The organism is Streptomyces sp. NPDC033131 (assembly GCF_055578365.1).
The window spans coordinates 413,644-431,445 of sequence record NZ_JBVIPA010000001.1 but is presented as its reverse complement, the minus strand read 5'-3'; the positions used below and the strand labels follow the sequence as shown (position 1 = coordinate 431,445).

General features: G+C 70.0%; 16 protein-coding genes and 1 pseudogene. 7 read left to right on the top strand and 10 right to left on the bottom strand.

Annotated features, from left to right (window positions below):
• Positions 1-23: 23 nt before the first annotated feature.
• From ACZ5XS_RS01885 to ACZ5XS_RS01875, 3 genes are read left to right on the top strand one after another with little or no spacing between them, the layout of a single operon-like run.
• The gene (locus tag ACZ5XS_RS01885) at positions 24-548 is read left to right on the top strand and encodes a PadR family transcriptional regulator (RefSeq protein WP_217241163.1); all 525 of its coding nucleotides are present in this window, start codon (positions 24-26) and stop codon (positions 546-548) included.
• Positions 545-1,234, top strand: a complete 690-nt coding sequence (locus ACZ5XS_RS01880; protein WP_468647257.1) for an ABC transporter ATP-binding protein — start codon at positions 545-547, stop codon at positions 1,232-1,234. Before ACZ5XS_RS01885 ends, ACZ5XS_RS01880 begins: the two co-directional genes overlap by 4 nt.
• Positions 1,231-3,570 carry an ABC transporter permease gene (locus ACZ5XS_RS01875; RefSeq protein WP_468647256.1) on the top strand — a complete coding sequence of 780 codons (2,340 nt, stop codon included), beginning with the start codon at positions 1,231-1,233 and terminating at the stop codon, positions 3,568-3,570. The genes ACZ5XS_RS01880 and ACZ5XS_RS01875 overlap by 4 nt, the downstream gene beginning before the upstream one ends.
• 44 nt (positions 3,571-3,614) lie before the next feature.
• Here the strand turns inward: ACZ5XS_RS01875 and ACZ5XS_RS01870 are convergent, their stop codons facing one another.
• The gene (locus ACZ5XS_RS01870) at positions 3,615-4,013 is read right to left on the bottom strand and encodes a roadblock/LC7 domain-containing protein (RefSeq protein ID WP_468647255.1); all 399 of its coding nucleotides are present in this window, start codon (positions 4,011-4,013) and stop codon (positions 3,615-3,617) included.
• 413 nt (positions 4,014-4,426) lie between these two features.
• Between ACZ5XS_RS01870 and ACZ5XS_RS01865 the strand changes: the two are divergent.
• Positions 4,427-4,608, top strand: a pseudogene (locus ACZ5XS_RS01865) (carboxymuconolactone decarboxylase family protein); the annotation flags it as partial.
• A gap of 103 nt (positions 4,609-4,711) precedes the next feature.
• Here the strand turns inward: ACZ5XS_RS01865 and ACZ5XS_RS01860 are convergent.
• The 4 genes from ACZ5XS_RS01860 to ACZ5XS_RS01845 all read right to left on the bottom strand — a co-directional run bounded on the left by ACZ5XS_RS01860 (position 4,712) and on the right by ACZ5XS_RS01845 (position 9,670).
• The gene (locus ACZ5XS_RS01860; RefSeq protein WP_468647254.1) at positions 4,712-6,022 is read right to left on the bottom strand and encodes an AI-2E family transporter; all 1,311 of its coding nucleotides are present in this window, start codon (positions 6,020-6,022) and stop codon (positions 4,712-4,714) included.
• Between the two features lie 123 nt (positions 6,023-6,145).
• Positions 6,146-6,829 carry an aggregation-promoting factor C-terminal-like domain-containing protein gene (locus ACZ5XS_RS01855; protein WP_468647253.1) on the bottom strand — a complete coding sequence of 228 codons (684 nt, stop codon included), beginning with the start codon at positions 6,827-6,829 and terminating at the stop codon, positions 6,146-6,148.
• Positions 6,830-7,244: 415 nt separating this feature from the next.
• On the bottom strand, positions 7,245-8,570 hold the full coding sequence (locus ACZ5XS_RS01850; protein ID WP_217241169.1) for a PhoH family protein: 1,326 nt from the start codon (positions 8,568-8,570) through the stop codon (positions 7,245-7,247).
• A gap of 326 nt (positions 8,571-8,896) precedes the next feature.
• Positions 8,897-9,670 (bottom strand): isoprenyl transferase, encoded by a 774-nt coding sequence (locus ACZ5XS_RS01845; protein WP_468647252.1) that lies wholly within the window; start codon positions 9,668-9,670, stop codon positions 8,897-8,899.
• 683 nt (positions 9,671-10,353) lie between these two features.
• Here ACZ5XS_RS01845 and ACZ5XS_RS01840 point away from each other — a divergent pair.
• Positions 10,354-11,505, top strand: coding sequence for a winged helix DNA-binding domain-containing protein (locus ACZ5XS_RS01840; RefSeq protein WP_468647251.1), 1,152 nt, complete (start codon positions 10,354-10,356; stop codon positions 11,503-11,505).
• A gap of 27 nt (positions 11,506-11,532) precedes the next feature.
• Here ACZ5XS_RS01840 and ACZ5XS_RS01835 read toward each other — a convergent pair whose 3' ends face one another.
• Positions 11,533-12,357: a class I SAM-dependent methyltransferase gene (locus tag ACZ5XS_RS01835; RefSeq protein ID WP_468647250.1), complete on the bottom strand. Its 825-nt coding sequence runs from the start codon at positions 12,355-12,357 to the stop codon at positions 11,533-11,535.
• A 50-nt stretch (positions 12,358-12,407) separates the two neighbouring features.
• Between ACZ5XS_RS01835 and ACZ5XS_RS01830 the strand changes: the two genes are divergently transcribed.
• On the top strand, positions 12,408-12,941 hold the full coding sequence (locus ACZ5XS_RS01830; RefSeq protein ID WP_468647249.1) for a DinB family protein: 534 nt from the start codon (positions 12,408-12,410) through the stop codon (positions 12,939-12,941).
• 78 nt (positions 12,942-13,019) lie between these two features.
• On the top strand, positions 13,020-13,385 hold the full coding sequence (locus tag ACZ5XS_RS01825) for a DUF192 domain-containing protein (protein ID WP_468647248.1): 366 nt from the start codon (positions 13,020-13,022) through the stop codon (positions 13,383-13,385).
• 50 nt (positions 13,386-13,435) lie between these two features.
• Here the strand turns inward: ACZ5XS_RS01825 and ACZ5XS_RS01820 are convergent, their stop codons facing one another.
• From ACZ5XS_RS01820 to ACZ5XS_RS01805, 4 genes are all read right to left on the bottom strand, one after another.
• Positions 13,436-14,434, bottom strand: coding sequence for an alpha/beta fold hydrolase (locus ACZ5XS_RS01820; protein ID WP_468647247.1), 999 nt, complete (start codon positions 14,432-14,434; stop codon positions 13,436-13,438).
• A 142-nt stretch (positions 14,435-14,576) separates the two neighbouring features.
• The gene (locus ACZ5XS_RS01815) at positions 14,577-14,942 is read right to left on the bottom strand and encodes a hypothetical protein (RefSeq protein ID WP_468647246.1); all 366 of its coding nucleotides are present in this window, start codon (positions 14,940-14,942) and stop codon (positions 14,577-14,579) included.
• A gap of 9 nt (positions 14,943-14,951) precedes the next feature.
• On the bottom strand, positions 14,952-17,045 hold the full coding sequence (locus tag ACZ5XS_RS01810; protein WP_468647245.1) for a CdiA C-terminal domain-containing protein: 2,094 nt from the start codon (positions 17,043-17,045) through the stop codon (positions 14,952-14,954).
• Between the two features lie 113 nt (positions 17,046-17,158).
• Positions 17,159-17,653, bottom strand: coding sequence for an ATP-binding protein (locus ACZ5XS_RS01805; RefSeq protein ID WP_468647244.1), 495 nt, complete (start codon positions 17,651-17,653; stop codon positions 17,159-17,161).
• Positions 17,654-17,802 lie beyond the last annotated feature (149 nt).

Here is a 17,802-nt window from a genome sequence, read left to right as displayed (position 1 = left end):
ACACCCCATGTACAGTCCTCCGCATGTCCATCGGTCACACCCTCCTGGGACTCCTGGAGTCCGGCCCCCGTCACGGTTACGACCTGAAGCGGGCCTTCGACGAGAAGTTCGGTCACGACCGGCCGCTGCACTACGGCCAGGTCTACTCGACGATGTCCCGCCTGCTGAAGAACGGGCTCGTCGAGGTCGACGGGGTCGAACCCGGCGACGGGCCGGAGCGGAAGCGTTACGCCATCACCGAGGCCGGCGTCACCGACGTACAGCGGTGGCTCGCGACCCCCGAAAAGCCGGAGCCCTACCTCCAGTCCACGCTGTACACCAAGGTCGTCCTCGCGCTGCTCACCCGGCGCGACGCGGGCGACATCCTCGACACCCAGCGCGCCGAGCACCTGCGCATGATGCGGATCCTCACCGACCGCAAACGCAAGGGCGACCTGGCCGACCAGCTGATCTGCGACCACGCGCTGTTCCACCTGGAAGCCGACCTGCGCTGGCTGGAGCTGACGGCCGCGCGGCTGGAGAAGCTCGCCGAGGTGGTGGCCAAGTGAGCGCGCCCGCAGGCTCCCTGCTCGCGGCCGACGAGCTGCGCAAGGCCTACGGGCCGACCGTCGCGCTCGACGGCGCCGAGTTCTCCGTCCACGCCGGTGAGATCGTCGCCGTGATGGGCCCGTCCGGGTCCGGCAAGTCGACGTTGCTGCACTGTCTCGCCGGGATCGTGCCGCCCGACTCCGGGTCGATCACGTACAACGGGCACGAGATGGCCACCATGAACGACGCCCAGCGCAGTGCGCTCCGGCGCAGCGAGTTCGGGTTCGTCTTCCAGTTCGGGCAGCTGGTGCCCGAGTTGACCTGCGTGGAGAACGTCGCCCTGCCGCTCAGGCTGAACGGCGCCTCCCGCAAGGCGGCCGAACAGGCCGCGCTGTCCTGGATGGAGCGGCTGGAGGTCGACGACCTGCGCAGGAAGCGGCCCGGTGAGGTGTCCGGCGGGCAGGGACAGCGGGTCGCCGTCGCCCGGGCCCTCGTCACCAACCCGCGCGTGCTGTTCGCCGACGAGCCTACCGGCGCACTCGACTCCCTCAACGGCGAGCGCGTGATGGAACTGCTCACCGACGCCGCCCGGTCCACCAACGCCGCCGTCGTGCTGGTCACGCACGAGGCGCGGGTGGCCGCCTACTCCGACCGCGAGATCGTCGTACGGGACGGGAAGTCCCGGGACATGGAGCGGGTCGTATGAGCGTGCGGCAGTGGTGGCGGGACCTGGCCATGGGGGTCAGGTTCGCCTTCGCCGGCGGGCGCGAGGGGTGGATGCGGGCGCTGCTGACGGCCGTCGGGGTGGGGCTCGGGGTGGCGTTGCTGCTGCTGACGACCGCGCTGCCGAACGCGCTGGCCGTCCGGGACGACCGGGAGGCCGCCCGCAACGACCTCTACTACGGCGACACCGACACCAAGGTGGCCAGGTCGGACCACTCGCTCCTGATCGCGAACGCCGGTACGACCTTCCGCGACAAGGACGTCCGGGGGCGGGAGCTGGAGCCGGAAGGACCGCGGGCGCCGCTGCCGCCGGGGGTGGAGAAGTTCCCGGCGAAGGGCGAGATGGTGGTCTCCCCCGCGCTGAAGGACCTCCTGGAGTCCGGCTCCGGGAAGCTGCTGCGGGAGCGGCTGCCGCAGCGGATCGTCGGCACGATCGGCGAGAGCGGGCTGATCGGCTCGGCCGAGCTCGCCTTCTACCGCGGCGGCCAGGGCCTCGCCGAAGGGCTCGGCGGAGGCGAGGTGGCGCGGATCGAGCGGTTCGGACTCTCCCAGGAGACGTCCGAGGATCTGGACCCCGTCCTGCTCCTGCTGATCCTCGTGGTCTTCGTCGTCCTGCTGATGCCGGTCGCCGTCTTCATCGCCGCGGCCGTGCGCTTCGGCGGCGAGCGGCGCGACCGGCGGCTCGCGGCGCTCAGGCTGGTGGGCTCCGACAGCCGGTCCACCCGGCGGATCGCCGCCGGCGAGGCGCTCGCGGGCGCGGTGCTCGGGCTGGTGTTCGGAGCGGGCTTCTTCCTGATCGGCCGTGAGGTGGCGGGTTCGGTCGAGGTCTTCGACATCAGCGTGTTCCCGAGTTACCTCAACCCCTCCCCCGCGCTCGCCCTGCTCGTCGGCCTCGCGGTGCCGGCGGCCGCCGTGCTGGTCACGCTGTTCGCGCTGCGCCGTGTGGTGATCGAGCCGCTCGGTGTGGTGCGTACGGCGCAGCCCACGCGGCGCCGGCTGTGGTGGCGGCTGCTGCTGCCGCTGGCCGGGCTCGCGATGCTCTACCCGATGGTCGGGCAGGGCCGCGACGAGGGTGACTTCAACCAGTACCTCGTCACCGGCGGGGTCGTCCTCCTGCTCGTCGGCGTGACCGCGCTGCTGCCGTGGATCGTCGAGGCGGTCGTCGGCCGGCTCGACGGGGGCGGCGTGGCCTGGCAACTGGCCGTACGCAGGCTCCAGTTGAGCAGCGGTACGGCGGCCCGCATGGTCAACGGCATCGCGGTGGCGGTGGCCGGGGCGATCGCGCTGCAGATGCTGTTCGCCGGGGTGGAGAAGGACTACACGAAAGACACCGGCTACGACGTCTCGCTGGCGCAGATGCAGGTGTCGCTGAGGGACGGGGAACCGCTCGGCCCCTCCGCCGAGAAGTTCCGGCGGACCCAGGGCGTGCGCCAGGTCTACGCGTACTCCGAGGGGTACGCCGGGGAGCGGCGCACGGATCCGCTCCTCGGCACCCAGGTGACCGTCGCGGACTGCGCGTCACTGCGGGAGGTGGCCACGCTGCCCTCGTGCCGGGACGGCGACGTGTTCTTCGTACGGGATGCCGACTACGACACCGACACGCTGAAGCTGGCGAAGGCCGGACACACGCTGTACCTCGACCCGTCCTTCGAGGGCGACGTGAAGAGCTCGGAGGTGCCCTGGGTGGTCCCGTCGGGCATGAAGCAGGCGCAGACCCGCCCGGACCCGACCGGGTCGGAGCGGGGCGGCTTCCTGATCACCCCGAAGGCGCTGCCGGACGCGGCCGGCGAGGCCCTGGACGGACAGCTCTACCTCAAGCTCGACGAGTCCGTGCCGGACGTCCACGACCTGGTGCGGAACACGTCGGCGACCATCGACCCGCTGACGGAGCCCATGGTCTGGCAGTCGGACCGGCAGGCCGACGGCTACGCCGCCATCCGCACCGGCCTGTTCGTCGGCGCAGCCTGCGTGCTCGCCCTCATCGGCGCGAGCATCCTGGTCTCGCAGCTGGAGCAGCTGCGCGAGCGCAAGAAGCTGTTGTCGGCCCTGGTCGCCTTCGGTACCCGGCGGCGCACACTGAGTCTGTCGGTGCTGTGGCAGACGGCCATCCCGATCGCCCTCGGTCTGCTGCTGGCCACGGCGGTGGGGCTGACGCTGGGCGCGGTCCTGCTGCGGATGACGAGCACGACCGTACGCGTGGACTGGCCGAGCGTGCTCTCGATGGCCGGCGTCGGTGCGGCGGTCGTCCTGGTGGTGACGCTGCTCAGCCTGCCACCGCTGCTGAGGCTGATGCGGCCGGACGGGCTGCGGACGGAGTAGCGGCAGCGGGGCCCTTCGGTTTCCCGGAGGGCCCCGCTTTCTCCTCACCCGGTCGCGGTGGTCGCCTGGCCGGTGAGGATCGCGTCGATACGGCGCAGAGCCGGCTGGGTCGCGCGGTGGAGCTGGTCCACGTCGGTCCCCTCGTCGGCGACGACGACCATCAGCGCGCTCTCGCCGACGGCGTAGACGGCCGCGCAGCCGTGGCTGCCGTACGTCACCGTCCGGGACAGCGCGCCGCGCCCCGTCGCCTCGGCGGTACGGCGGGCGAGACCGAGACCTGCCGCGGCGAGCGCGGCGATGCCCTCGGGCTCGATGGAGTCGGCGGTGTCGGCGGTGTCGGCTGCGATCAGCAGCCCGTCGGCGGCGGCTACGGCGGTGTCGGTGATCCCGGCGACCTGCTCGCGCAAGCCGCGCATTTCCAGCGCGAGGGCTTTGTGATCCATGTATCGCACTCCCCTAGTTCTGTTGGCATCCGGTCGGCCGGCCGTGTGTGGTCGGCGTGAACCGCAGGGCTGCCCTACCGGCCGGCCCGCTGCCCGCCGCTGATCCGCTCGGCTCCGGACCCGGCGTCCCGCGGCGTCCGGTACGGCCTTCGGGGCCGTGCCCGGTCAGGGTCGTGGGAGCAGCCGGCAGCCCGGCATCGCGTGGCGCTGAGGGGCAAGGTGTATCAGGCCGGGCGCATATTCTGGACGCGGTCTCCCAAGCTGTCCACGACTGACGGAAGTTGAGGCCTCCGGCCTCACCAACTGCGTTTATCGGTCGCCGTTTGCGCGATTGCCCCAAGCCCGTTTCCACGGGGCGACTCCGGCCTTCCGGCGCGGTTGTGGGGTACGGTCCTGGCGACCGCGAGGTGTGGGCCGGCCTGCGGATGAACGTCATCGGCAACCCGGGTGTCGACAAGGTCGACTTCGACCTGTGATCGTCCGCGGTCTCCGCGGTCAACGGCTGCGGCATGTGCCTCGACTCCCCCGAGCAGGCGCTCCGCAAGGCGGGCCTGCGGTCGGCGCGACGCTGGACGCGGAAGCGGTGCTCTCCGAGTACGGCGGCGTCCGGGCCCCGTTCCCCGTCGGTGCCGGGCGGGGCTCTCGGCGTTGCCGTGACCGCTGCCGAAGGGGCCCGCGCCGGGACCCAGGGCCGCGGGCTATGCCGGCGGGGGCGTTTCGGGCGGGGCCGACCCCACCGCCGTGGCGCCCCTGGGACGCGGCGACTGTTTCAGCGCGACCTCGTGGGAGTACGACCGCAGATAGCCGACCACCGTGTTCGCCACCGCGACCAGCGGCACCGCCACCACCGCCCCGCCGATGCCGGCGACCATCCCGCCCGCGGCGACCGACAGGACCACCGCCAGCGGATGCACCCGCACCGCGCGGCCCAGGATGAACGGCTGGAGGATGTGGCCCTCGATCTGTTGGACCGCCAGGACCACCACCAGCACCATGACCGCCGTGAAGACGCCCTGCGTCACCAGCGCGACGACCACCGCCAGCGCGCCGGACATGACCGCGCCCACGAGGGGGATGAAGGCGAACAGGAAGATGAAGACGGCGAGCGGGACGGCCATCGGGACGTCGAGGAAGTAGATGCCCAGGCCGATGAAGATGGCGTCGATCAGGGCCACTATCACCGTGCCGCGGACGTACGCCGTCAGCGTCCGCCAGGCCCGCGGGCCCGCGCCCGCCACGCCCGGCCGGGCCGCCGCCGGCACCAGCTTCAGCGTCCACTCCCAGATGCGCCGGCCGTCGTACAGCAGGAACAGCGTCGAGAAGGCCGCCAGCAGTATGCCGGTCAGCGCCTCGACCACGACCGTCACGCCCTCCAGACCGGCCGAGGTGATCTGGTCGGTGTTCGCGCCGACCGCTTCGCGCAGGTTTTCGGCGATGTCGTTGATCTGCTTGTCGGTGACGTGGAAGGGGCTGTTGAGCAGCCACTTGCGCAGCTCGTCGATGCCGTCCTGGATCTGGTCGGAGAGGTTGTCGATGTTCTCCATGACCTGCCAGGTCACGAACCAGCCGATGAGGCCCATCACGACGAACCCGAGGATCGCGGTGAGGGCGGTGGCGAGCCCGCGCGGGAAACCGAGCCGCCGCAGCCGTTCCACGGTCGGCTGGAGCAGGGCCGTGATGAGCAGTGCCGCCACGAAGGCCAGCACGACGAGTTGTACGGCGCTGATGATCCGCATGAGGACCCAGAGCGTGCCCGCGAGGACGAGCAGACGCCAGCCGGCCTCGGCGGCGACACGCATCCCCCAGGGCACGGCCAGGGCGGGATCCGGGCGCTCCACCACGACCACGGGCACCGGGTCCGCGGGCGGCGGGAGGTGGTCGGCGGGCAGGTCCCGCTCTTCCGCCTCCGCATGCTCCCGCTCCGCCTCGGCCCGGCGCTCGCCGAACCGCTCGCCCATGTCGGTCAGTCTGGCGCCGAGCCGTCCGAGCCACCCTGGCACTCGTGACATGATCCGTCCCTCTCCCCCGTCCGTCCCCACCACTCCCCCTGGCGTCGTCGGCACCGACCGTACATGGCGAAAGCCCCTCCCCCTAGGACGGGGAGGGGCTGCGCCGGGTTGAGCGGGTGTCGGCTAGTACCAGTGGTTGGCCTGCCAGAACGACCAGGCCTCACAGGGGCTGCCGTAGCGGCTGTCCATGTAGTTGAGGCCCCACTTGATCTGGGTGGCCGGGTTGGTCTGCCAGTCGGAGCCGACCGACGACATCTTGGAACCCGGCAGGGCCTGGAAGAGACCGTAGGCACCGGAGGAGGGGTTGACCGCCCGGTAGTTCCAGGTGGACTCGTGGTCCACGATGTTGCTGAAGCACTGCCACTGGCCGCTCGGCACCATCGCCTGCGCCATCGCCTGGATCTGCGCGATGGTGTAGGAGTTCTGGACGGGGAAGCTGGAGGAGTCCCGGCTGGCCTTGGTCTTCGCCTCGGCGCGTTCCTTGGCCTCCTGGGCAGCCTTCTCGGCGGCTTCCTTCTTCTCGATCGCGGTCTGGGCGGCAGCCTTGCGGGCCGCTTCCTCCGCCACCTTCTTGGCGCTCGCGTCCGCGGCGATGGCCTGTACGTCCGCCTGCTGTGTCAGGGAGGCGGTCTGCACCTGGGCCTGCTGACCCGCGGGGATGTCTGCGAGGAGCGTCGAGTCGGCTGCCGTCACCTCGGCGTCGTTGTTCTGCGCGGTGCTGCCCGAGGCAACTCCAACAACGCTTCCGACAGCGGTGACCGCCGTGGCAGAGGCCACTGCGAATCCCCGGACCGAAATCGGGCTCACACGGTTTCCTTCCAGCATCGCCCGCCTCGGTGACCCTGGCGGACGCAATCGTGCCCCTTGCACTGGCCTCCCAACTACGGGTCACGGAGGCGCGGGCCCGGTGGGGCAACTCCCCGAGAGGAGCGCCATGTGGAGACGCGGGCGGCATACGGCGACGATATGGAGTTGATGTGGTCTGACTGTGGTGCCGTACCGCTGGGGGTACAGGTGTGCCGTATGCGGGGCCTGACAGGAGTGAGACTCTGCCGTAACCGGACGCCGCAAGGCAATTCTGTGTTGCGTGTGAAAGCTCACATGCCGTTTGGGCCTGGGGATATCGGAAAACTCCACACGCGAAGGCGCCGCCCGGCTAGGCTCACTGCCTTTCCGGACGGCGCCAACTGCTGCGAAACCACCCCGAGATGGGGCGTGAAGGTCAGATGTGTCCGTCCTCCAGCATTTCGGTCACAAGGGCGGCGATCTGGGACCTCTCGGATCGCGTCAGCGTGACATGAGCGAAGAGCGGATGCCCCTTCAGCTTCTCGACGACGGCGACGACACCGTCGTAGCGGCCGACTCGCAGATTGTCCCTTTGCGCCACGTCGTGGGTCAGGACGACCCGTGAATTCGCGCCGATCCGGGACAGAACGGTCAGCAGGACGTTCCGTTCCAGCGACTGCGCCTCGTCCACGATCACGAACGCGTCGTGCAGGGAGCGGCCGCGGATGTGGGTGAGAGGGAGTACCTCCAGCATCCCGCGTGCGGTGATCTCCTCGATGACCTCGCGGCTGGTGACCGCGGACAGCGTGTCGAAGACCGCCTGTGCCCAGGGGCTCATCTTCTCGGACTCGGAGCCGGGCAGATAGCCGAGCTCCTGCCCGCCCACCGCGTAGAGCGGCCGGAAGACCATCACCTTCTTGTGCTGACGGCGCTCCAGGACCGCCTCGAGCCCCGCGCACAGCGCGAGCGCCGACTTGCCGGTGCCGGCCCGGCCGCCCATGGACACGATCCCGACGTCCGGGTCGAGGAGCAGATCGAGCGCGATGCGCTGCTCGGCGCTCCTGCCCTTGATGCCGAAGACCTCGCGATCCCCGCGCACCACCCGGATGTTGCCCTCGGGCGTGACCCGGCCGAGCGCCTTGCCGCGCTCGGACTGGATGGTCAGTCCGGTGTGCACCGGCAGGTCCGCGGCCTCGGGGACGTAGACCTGTCCCTCCTCGAAGAGGATGTCCACCTGCTCGCCGGGCAGCGTCAGTTCGGACATTCCGGTCCAGCCGGAGGAGTCCGTGATGGCGAGCTCGGCGCGGTACTCCTCGGCGAGGAGCCCGACGGACGAGGCCTTGATCCTGAGCGGGAGGTCCTTCGACACGACCGTGACGTCGAACCCCTCGGCCTGCAGGTTGCGGGCGACCGCGAGGATGCGGGAGTCGTTGTCCCCGAGGCGGTAGCCGCTGGGCAGCACGCTCGGGTCCGAGTGGTTGAGCTCGACACGGAGGGTCCCGCCGAGGTCCCCGATCGGGATGGGGGCATCGAGGCGGCCGTGCCGGACCCGGAACTCGTCGAGCAGGCGCAGTGCCTGCCGGGCGAAGTAGCCGAGTTCGGGATGGTGCCGCTTGGCCTCCAACTCCGTCACCACGACGATCGGCAGCACGACTTCATGCTCGTCGAAGCGGTTCAGGGCGTGCGGGTCGGCCAGCAGGACGCTGGTGTCGAGAACATAAGTGCGCCGGTCTGGCTTGGGGCGCTTTGTGCTGGTCACCACGGAAGGACGTACCCCCTCGGATGAGGTCGGGGAGCGACGGAGTGGAGCTGGACCGGTCGTCGGCCGCCCTGCACGGGCCGATAACCGGCCCTCCGCGTCGTCGTCCGCGCTGTGACCGCACGGTCGGGCTGGTGCAAAGGGCCTCCCGGGCGGACGGCCCCGTGCCGTCCGCTGAGATACGACACCCGTGGTTCGGGCGTCGACCTGCTTGGCTTATGCCCTCGAACATGCGCCGCCATGCCAGTGCATATGACGACGCGCTGGTGAACTCCTTGTTACTTCCGCCCCAAACGGGGTATACAGACGCCCTTCGGCGAGGCGCGTCCTCAGCCGCCGTAACGCCGGTGGCGTGCGGCGTAGTCACGCAGGGCACGCAGGAAGTCGACCTTGCGGAAGGCCGGCCAGAAGACCTCACAGAAGTAGTACTCCGAGTGGGCCGTCTGCCACAGCATGAATCCGGACAGCCGCTGTTCGCCGCTGGTACGGATCACCAGGTCGGGGTCGGGCTGGTCACCGGTGTAGAGGTGGCGGCCGATCATGTCGACGTCGACGGACTCGGCGAGGTCCGCCATCGAGGCGCCCTTGTCGGCGGCGTCGAGGATCATCGAGCGGACCGCGTCGGCGATCTCCTGGCGGCCGCCGTAGCCGATGGCGACGTTGACCAGTATTCCGTCGACCTTCTCGGTGACCTCCTCGGCCTCCTTGATGGTGCGCTGCATCCCCTCCGGCAGCAGGTCGAGCGTGCCGACGTGGTGGACACGCCAGCGGCCGTCGGCGGCGAGCGAGCGGACGACGTCCTCGATGATCCCGAAGAGCGGGACGAGCTCTTCCTGCGGCCGGTCGAAGTTGTCCGTGGAGAACAGCCAGAGGGTGACGACCTCGACATCCGTCTCGGTGCACCAGCCGAGGAACTCCTCGATCTTGTCGGCACCCGCTCGGTGACCCTGGGCTGTGGTGGAACCCGCGGCCTTCGCCCAGCGCCGGTTGCCGTCCATGACGACGCCGATGTGCTTGGGCACCTGGGCGTGGTCCAGGTGACCTTCCACCCGGCGTGCGTACAGCCTGACGAGCAGGCTGCGCAGCTTGTCGCGCAGGTTCACGTGTTTGTCAGCCCCTCCGTACGGTGGCGGTCCCCGCGGAGCGAAGGGTATCGCGGGCGCGTGGTCCGGGTTGCGGGCGGGTTCGGGCGCCACCAGGGGGAGCGCTTGCGCCCCTGAGGGACGCGCGGTGGTCCGTCACCTCGGTACGGGTGCCCCGTCCGGGCAGAAAAAACGGGCCGGTCCGTGGGGGGGAGACGGACCGGCCCGAGGGGGGGTTTCCACCATAACCCTTCGTAAGTGCTGCTGCGTACATCGGCGTGCCACCACTACTCTCCGGAGTCGGGCGGCGACGGCCAGATGGCCGTCCGAGGGCCTCTCCGGGGCGGGTTCATGGCCGGAACACAGCGGATTCCCGGGGGAATCGGGCGGGATCCGGGGAGATCCGGGAGGTTCCGTGTACATCCCTCTTCCGGGTGACGCCCGGATGTGCGCGCCTTTGACGTGGTACCGCGCAGCCCCCTCCACTGCGCGGTACCGCCCGCGCAGCTTTGCTCACGCGAATTAACCTTGGTCTGAACTTACTGGAGACTCGGGGTCCGATGCGAGTCGCCTGCGATAACAATGTGGGAACCGTGTGGAGCCATGGATACGCGGCGGCGACACCACCCGATCACCCGTTTCCGGAGAACCAGGGCTCGGCAACTAGGACAGGATCTGACCCTTTTACGCCCTACCGTCGAACCATGACCGTGACGATCACGTGGGACCAGGCCAGTGCCCGGCGGCTCGAACGACAGTTCCTGACCACTCCCGCCGAGAGGGGCACTCCGGCCGCCGACATCGTCGGCGCGATGCTCGCCGCGCACGCGCAGGTGTTGTCCGCGGCGGAGGTGTCGGTGGGGGTCCGGGGCACGGGGACGACCCGGGCGGACGTACGGGCGGCACTGTGGGAGGACCGTTCCCTGGTGAAGACGCACGGTCCGCGCGGGACCCTCCATCTGCTCACCCTGCGTGAGCTGCCGCTGTGGAGTTCCGCGCTGCCGGCCGTGCCGTCCGGCGCGAGCCCCTTCGCGCCGGACGTCCGGCTCACCGAGGAGCAGGCCGGGCAGATCGTGTCGGCGATCGGCGACGCCCTGGACGGCGTGTGCCTGACCGTCGACGAACTGACCGAGGAGATCGTCGCCCGTACCGGCTCCTGGGCCGGCGACCCGGTGATGCCCGCCTTCCAGGACCTGTGGCCGCGCTGGCGGCAGGTACTGCACCGGGCCGGGCAGTCAGGCGCCCTGTGCTTCGGCCCGAACCGGGGCCGCAAGGTGACGTACACCCGCCCGCCGCACTTCGACCCGCTGCCGCCCGGGGACGCGGTGCGTGCACTCGTACGGCGATACCTGCGCGCCTACGGCCCCTCGACACCGGCGTACTTCGCCAAGTGGCTCGCCGCGCCGGTCGGCTGGGCCGGCCGCCTTTTCGGGGGGCTTGCGGAGGCGGGCGCGATCGAGGACGTCGTCTTCGAGGGCGCGCCGGCGTGGGTGGCGGCCGGCGACACCGCCTTCCCCGACGGGCCGGCCCGGGGCGTGCGGCTGCTGCCCCACTTCGACGCCTACGGCATCGCCGCACAGCCCCGTGAGCTGCTGTTCCCCGGGGCCGCGTACCGGCGGGCACTGGCGGGCGGGCAGGCCGGGAACCATCCTGTGCTGCTCGTCGACGGTGTGGTGGCGGGGGTGTGGCACCAGCGGCGCCGGGGACGCCGTACGACCGTCACCGTGGAGCCGCTGCGACGCCTGACGGCACGCCAGGAACGGGAGTTGGGGGAGCAGGCCGAGCGGGTGGGCGACGTGCTGGAGGCGCGGGCGGAGCTGGTGATCGGGGAGGTGACGGTGGGGCCACACGCGTGAGCACGCGCGTGTGGGCGTGCGTGAGCCTTACGGCTTCGGCTTGCGGGCCTCGAAGAGGTGCCGGGCGCTGTGGGCGACGAAGGGGCCCTCGGACTCGATCTGCTCGTGCAGGGCCCGCAGTTGGGGCTCATAGGCCTCGACGGTGAAGCCGGGGACCATCCACACGACCTTGCGCAGGAAGTGGACGACGGCGGCGATGTCACGGAACTCCATGCGGAGGCGCTCCGCACGCAGGTCGACGATCTCCAGGCCCGCGGCCTGAGCGTCGGCGCGTTCGCGGTCGGGATGACGGCCGCTGCGCTGTTCCTGCGACAGGGGACCGAGGAAGTACTCGACGAGTTCGTACACACTGCCGGGCCCGACGTGTTGGGCGAAGTAGGTGCCTCCGGGCTCCAGAACACGGGCGATCTCCGGCCAGTCGGCGCTGACGGGGTGTCGGCTCACCACGAGGTCGAAGGCCGCGTCCGCGAAGGGCAGCGGCGCGTCCTCCGGAGAGGCGACGACGGCCACACCCCGCGGGCGGAGCAGGGCGGTGGCAATGGCCACGTTCGGCGGCCAGCCCTCGGTCGCGACGGTGAGCGCGGGCGCCTTCGGGGCGGCGGCGCCGAGGGCGAAGTCCAGGACCTCTCCTCCGCCGGTCTGGAGGTCCAGCACGGCCGTCGCGGCGCCCAGCCGGTCCGCCATCGAGCGCGCGTAGCCCCAGGAGGGCCGCGCCTCGGTGGCCCGCCCCTCGAACCAAGAGAAGTCCCACCCCTCGGTGGGAACGGCGGCGCCCTCGGCGACGAGCTCCTCGAAGCCGCGTCGCTCCTGCTCCCCCGTGCCGTGTCCCGTCGTGCCACGCTGCTCTGCCATGGGGTGATCGTCGCAGGGTGTTGTCAGTGGGCGCTGCTAATTTTTACGACATGACGAGCCAGGACGTTCAGGGCGTAACAGGCACTTCGGGCATGCCGTATGCGGGCGGGGAGAAGGAGACGCTGCGCGCGAGCCTGGACCGCCACCGGGACGCGGTGCTGTGGAAACTGGAGGGACTTGACGACGAGCAGCTGCGCCGGCCGATGACCCCGTCCGGCACGAACCTGCTCGGCCTGCTGAAGCACCTCGGATCGGTGGAGTACGGCTGGTTCGTGCAGGCCTTCGGCGGCGAGGTGGAGCCGCTGTGGTTCGACCCCTACAGCGCCGAGGACATGTGGGTGGGCGAGGACGAGCCGAAGACCCGGATCGTCGAGTTCTACGGCCGCGCCCGCACCGCCGCCGACCACATGATCTCCACCCTGCCCCTGGACGCCCCGGGCCGCCCGGCATGGCGCCGGGACGACGCCGTGTCCCTGCGCTGGGTCCTGGTCCACATGATCGAGGAGACCGCGAGACACGCGGGCCACATGGACATCCTGCGAGAGCTCATCGACGGGAAGACGGGTGACCACCGGCCGGGCTGACCCGTCAGGGGTGTTGTGCGTGATCACCGCCGGGGAGGATGAGGGACGAAGACACAGAGGGAAGGTGGCGGTACGGGCATGGGGCGGTGGCGTGACGGGCGGGGCAAGCTGGTCGTACCCGGCGAGGGCGGGGCGGTCGTGAGGGTTCCCCTGGAGATCGCCGCCTCGTACCGGGCCCGCACGAAAGGCCTGCTCGGCCGGGACTCCGTCGACGGGGCGATGCTCCTCTCCCCCGCCAACAGCGTCCACACCTTCCGGATGCGCATACCCATCGACGTCGCGTACCTGGACAGGAAACTCAAGGTCATCGCCGTACGCACCATGAAGCCGGGCCGGTTGGGGCTGCCGCGGGTGCGGGCGCGTCACGTGCTGGAGGCGGAGGCCGGGGGGATGGCGGGGTGGGGGGTGCGGGCCGGGGTGCGGGTAGCGGTTGAAGGGGAGTAGGGAGCAGGGCGGGTGGCCGTGCCGGTCGGGTTCGTCATTCGGCGGCCGGGCTACAGCGGGAGACCCTGCAGAAGGTCCGTGACGCGGGTCGGGTCCGAAGGGCCGAGGTGGCCGGCGTTCGGGAGGTTGTGAACCGTGAAGCGGTTGTCCGGGGTGAGTTCGTCGGCTTCCGCGATCATGCGGTCCTGGAGCTCGGGGGACACGGTCCTGTCCTTGCCGCAGCGTATGTACGTGCGGGGAATCCGGCCCCACGTGTGCGCGCGGCCCACCGCCCGGCCCGCGTACGCCGTCACCGACTCGTCCGTCTGCATGCCCTCCAGAACCCTCAGGAACTCGCCGTCCGTGTACTCCGCGCAGATCATCTCCTTGAACACGGCGAGGTCACGGCGGCTGGAGGTACGCCAGTTGAGGCGCAGCACACCCAGCTTCTCCGGGTCCCCTACGATCTGCTCCAGCGGCGTGATGGAGCGCTGCCCCTCGGGCGAGGCCGCACACGCGTCGAGCGACGGCATGCTGCGGCTCGGGCAGAAGGCGGCCAGATAGCAGATGTGCGCGAGGAGTCCGGGCACGGCGTCCGCGACCCTGCTGACCGACACTCCGCCCATGCTGTGCCCGACCAGCACGACGGGATCCCCGAGCCGCGCGGCCCGCCGTACGGCGCCCGTCACCCGCAGCTCGAAGTCGTCCAGGGTGAGCGCGGCGACCGGAGAGGGTTCGGTCGCGAGCGCCCGCAGGTCCTGCGCCTGGTAGGCCCTCGGTATGAACTTCTCGGTGCCGTGCAGCGGTTGGTCCACCGCGACGACACGGTGCCCGCGCAGCGCCAGTTCCCTGCCGATCGCCGTCCAGAACGCGCCTGCGCTGTGGGTGCCGTGGACCAGGACGTACGTACGGACGCCGGTGTCCCTCCGTTCCGTCGCGCGGCCTGAGTTGGTCGCCCGCGCCGTACCGGCGCCGACGCCGACCGCGAGGGCGGCACCGCCTGCCGAAGCGGCGAGCCGCAGCGCATGGCGCCGCGAGGGCCTGTCGTTGTGAGTCACGTTGTCATCCATGCCGACGAGGCTATGAACGCCCCGGTCGCCTCACCATGGCTCTGCCCACCCGGGCGACGGTGTACTTGCCGACACCTCCTCCCCCGACCTTCGCTCAAGAGCCCTCGCACCCGGGGTCGAGGCCCGGCCGGATGGCAGGCCCTCACCCGGGCGACGGCCGGGACGAGGCGAGCAGTTCTTGCAGGTCCCGCACGAGGATCAGGTCGTAGCGGCCGAGGGCTGCCAGCCGCTCGAAGATCTGTCTCGCTGCCGCCTCCTGGCGTTCCGGGTTCGAGTCGAGATCACGGACGGTGACTAGCGAGTCGTACCGCTCAAAGGGCATGCCGTGGTCTTCTTCGTATTCATGGGTGAGTTCCACCTCGACCGCCGCGTGCCCGAGGTTTGCCGCATAGTCGACGAACTCGGCATCCACCGGCTTCAGTTCGGCGCCACAGGCCGCTGCAATGTCGTGGACGAGCTGCTCCCGCGGGAAACCGGGGCGCACAAAAACGTAGTGGTATTCACTCATACGGTACCCCTAAGGCCACACGATATTGTAACCGTCACCAATTATTCGAATCGAGTCCATTCGCCCCGGCGGATTGTTTCGCAGGAACTTGTCCAGCCCCTCACGCGCCCCGCTCTCGTCGAGTCCGCTCCCTCGTGCGTCGACGACGGCATCACGCGCCTGCTTCTTGGCGGTGTTCAGCGTGTTCTTCACGGAGTTGGGAGCAGCCCCGGGGTCCAAGCTCTTGAACTCCGTCGGAACCCCGTTGACGATGGCGTCGGGAGTCTTGCGACCTTCCACTTGGGATTCCCTGAGCGCCTTTACACTCCTACCTTCCGTTTGCAGCGTCTCAGCGATTCTGCGCTCCTTGGGACTGAAAACCTTCTCGGTCTCGTCTATGGAATCATCCCGGGACTTCCGGTGTTCCCCCTCCTCCGATCCGCCGTTTTCACCAGGTACACCTCCGCCTGCGGCTCCTGCCGCCATGAGGGCGATCCCCGCGATGCCCAGCCGTGCAGCCATGAGAACGCCTCCCGCCGTGAGGCCGCCCACGACGCCGCTTCCGGCCAGGGCGAGGCCGGCTCCTGGTGGAAAGAGCGCCAGGAGGGAGAGGAGGAGCAGGGCGAAGCCGAGGTAGGCGAGGAAGTGGTCGAGGGCTTCGAGGAGGTGGGTGGTGGGGATGACCCGGCCGTCGGGGCCGGTGGTGCCTGCGCTTCGCCAGAGCAGGAGCGTTCCGGTTGTCGCAGAGGCCACCGCGGAGGAGAAGCGGAAGCGATGGGCGGCGAGGGATTCGGCCAAGGGTTGGGCGGCTGCTTGGCGCCAGGTGCGGAGCAACATCGTCAGCAGCCAGGCCGTCCAGGCCAAGGCGGCTGCCGCGCAGGACTGGAGGATCTTCGGGCCGGCGCCCGTCGTGAAGTACTCCTGGAGTTCGGCCGTGGATTTGAACGAACCGACGCCCAGGAAGAGGACGGACGGCACTAGTAGGAGGAAGGGGATCAGGTTCAGGAGTCGCCTTCTGCGGCGGACCGTCCCGGCTCGGGCGGCTCTGATGTGTGCTCGTATGTCGGCCGCATGCCAAGGCTGTGGGCGGTCGGTGGCGTCGATCCGGGTGGCTATGTCGGCCACTGCGTGGTGCAGGGGTTCGAGGGCGGCAGGTGGAGTCGCGGGTGCCGCATAGCAGAGGGCTCGGCGTAGGCGTATGAAGCGCAGGGCTATCAGCGGGGTCCAGGGCAGGCGCCAGGCCGCGTAGCGAATCAAGGTGGCTGCGGTGTCGCCGTCCGTCCGCTCCCGCGCCAATAGTGCGCCAGGGAGTCTTCGCTTTCCGCGGTGCAGGCAGATCAGGTCTGCCGTCATCGCGACGAGCAGTGCCAGCAGGGATGCCGTCCAAGAGTGGCCGCTGAGCGTTTCCAGCCACTCGCCGGCGTCGCCGACCGCGTGCGCGGCGACGTAGTTGTTCAGCATGTGGTGGGCCACCGCTGCGGCGAAGGGAATGGCCGCCACTGCTTTCCACCGGTTCCGGGCTCGCCACAGGACGCCAACTGCCAGTCCCGCCACGGTACTCCACGTCAGGTGCGTGAAAGTTGCCACTGTGACCTCACCCGTCCGGTCGAGGTTCAGTGTGGCCGCAGGGGACGGGAGCCAGGAGGTGAACACCTCGCCGGGGCCCGGGATGTACGGGGGTGACAGGCTGTCGGGGACCAGCCAACCACCGTGGCGGGACAGGGCGCGGTCCGCGTCCAGGGAGTAGCGCAGGAGTGCTTCCAGTAGGCCGAAGCCGGCGCCGAGCGCGGCCCCCAGAACCGTGAAGTCCGTCAGGCCCCACTGACGACGGACCTTTCCGTACAGGCCCGCCAGCAGGAGAGGTGACACCTTCAGCAACTCTTCCACCCATGGAGCTGTGGTGTAGGCGGTGGTGTTCACGACCTCGGTCACTGAGCGGCCGGTTTGGGCGGCGATCGTTCGCGTGTAGGCGAGTTCCAGGAGCGCCGTGGCCGTTCCGCAGGCGTACATGCCGACGAGGAAGGCCAGCAGCACCGTATAGAGACGTACGGAACGTGTCGGCCAGGAAAGCGCCCAGAGCTGGACGACCCCGTACAGCGCGGCAGCCGCCATCAGTACGGTCACGCGGGCCCCCGTTCCCCCATGCAAGGATGCGTTCGCTAACGCGAATGCAATATTAGGCCTTCACGGCTTCACCCTCAACGATTTCTGCCTCTTGAGTTCGCTTACTCGAACCATCAGACGTACACCCGTGCCCCCTCCCTCGGCAGGACCGCCCACATCCGCGTGCCGCCGCCCGGTTCACGCGCGTCTCCGAAACCCCAGTCGCCGCCGCACGCCTTGACCACGCACGCGAGTACACGCAGGGCCGCGCGACGGCGGGACTCGCAGGCGGAGGCGAGGCGGGGATGGGTGTGGCGGGCATGGCCGTCGTAGAGGATCACTCGGAGGGCCCCGTCCCGATAGCGGAGGGATACGTAGACCTCGGCGGTCGGCGTGAAACGGCAGGCGCAGGCCGCCAGTTCACTCACCACCTGTACGGCCGCATCCGTCACGTCGTCGAGGCCGTGCGCCCGCAGGATCGTGCGGGTAGCCGCGCGGGCGATCGCCGGACTCTGCACCGAGGCGGGGAGCGTGAGGCTGTAGGCGAGGGTTTCGGGGGTGGGTGGGGTGAGGGGTAGGCCCTCCGTCACAGTCGGGGGCGGGCAGGACGTGAACGTGGTGGGCGGCATGGCAGCAACTCCTATGGCATGGCAGTGGATTGGGACTGCGGCGGCCGGTGGCCTGTCTCCCTGACGCGGGCCCACGTCTCCCAGGGGAGGAGGTTGCGGGCAGGCTCGCGTGATGCGCTTCCGGCTTGGCGGCGGATCGTAGTCGATCT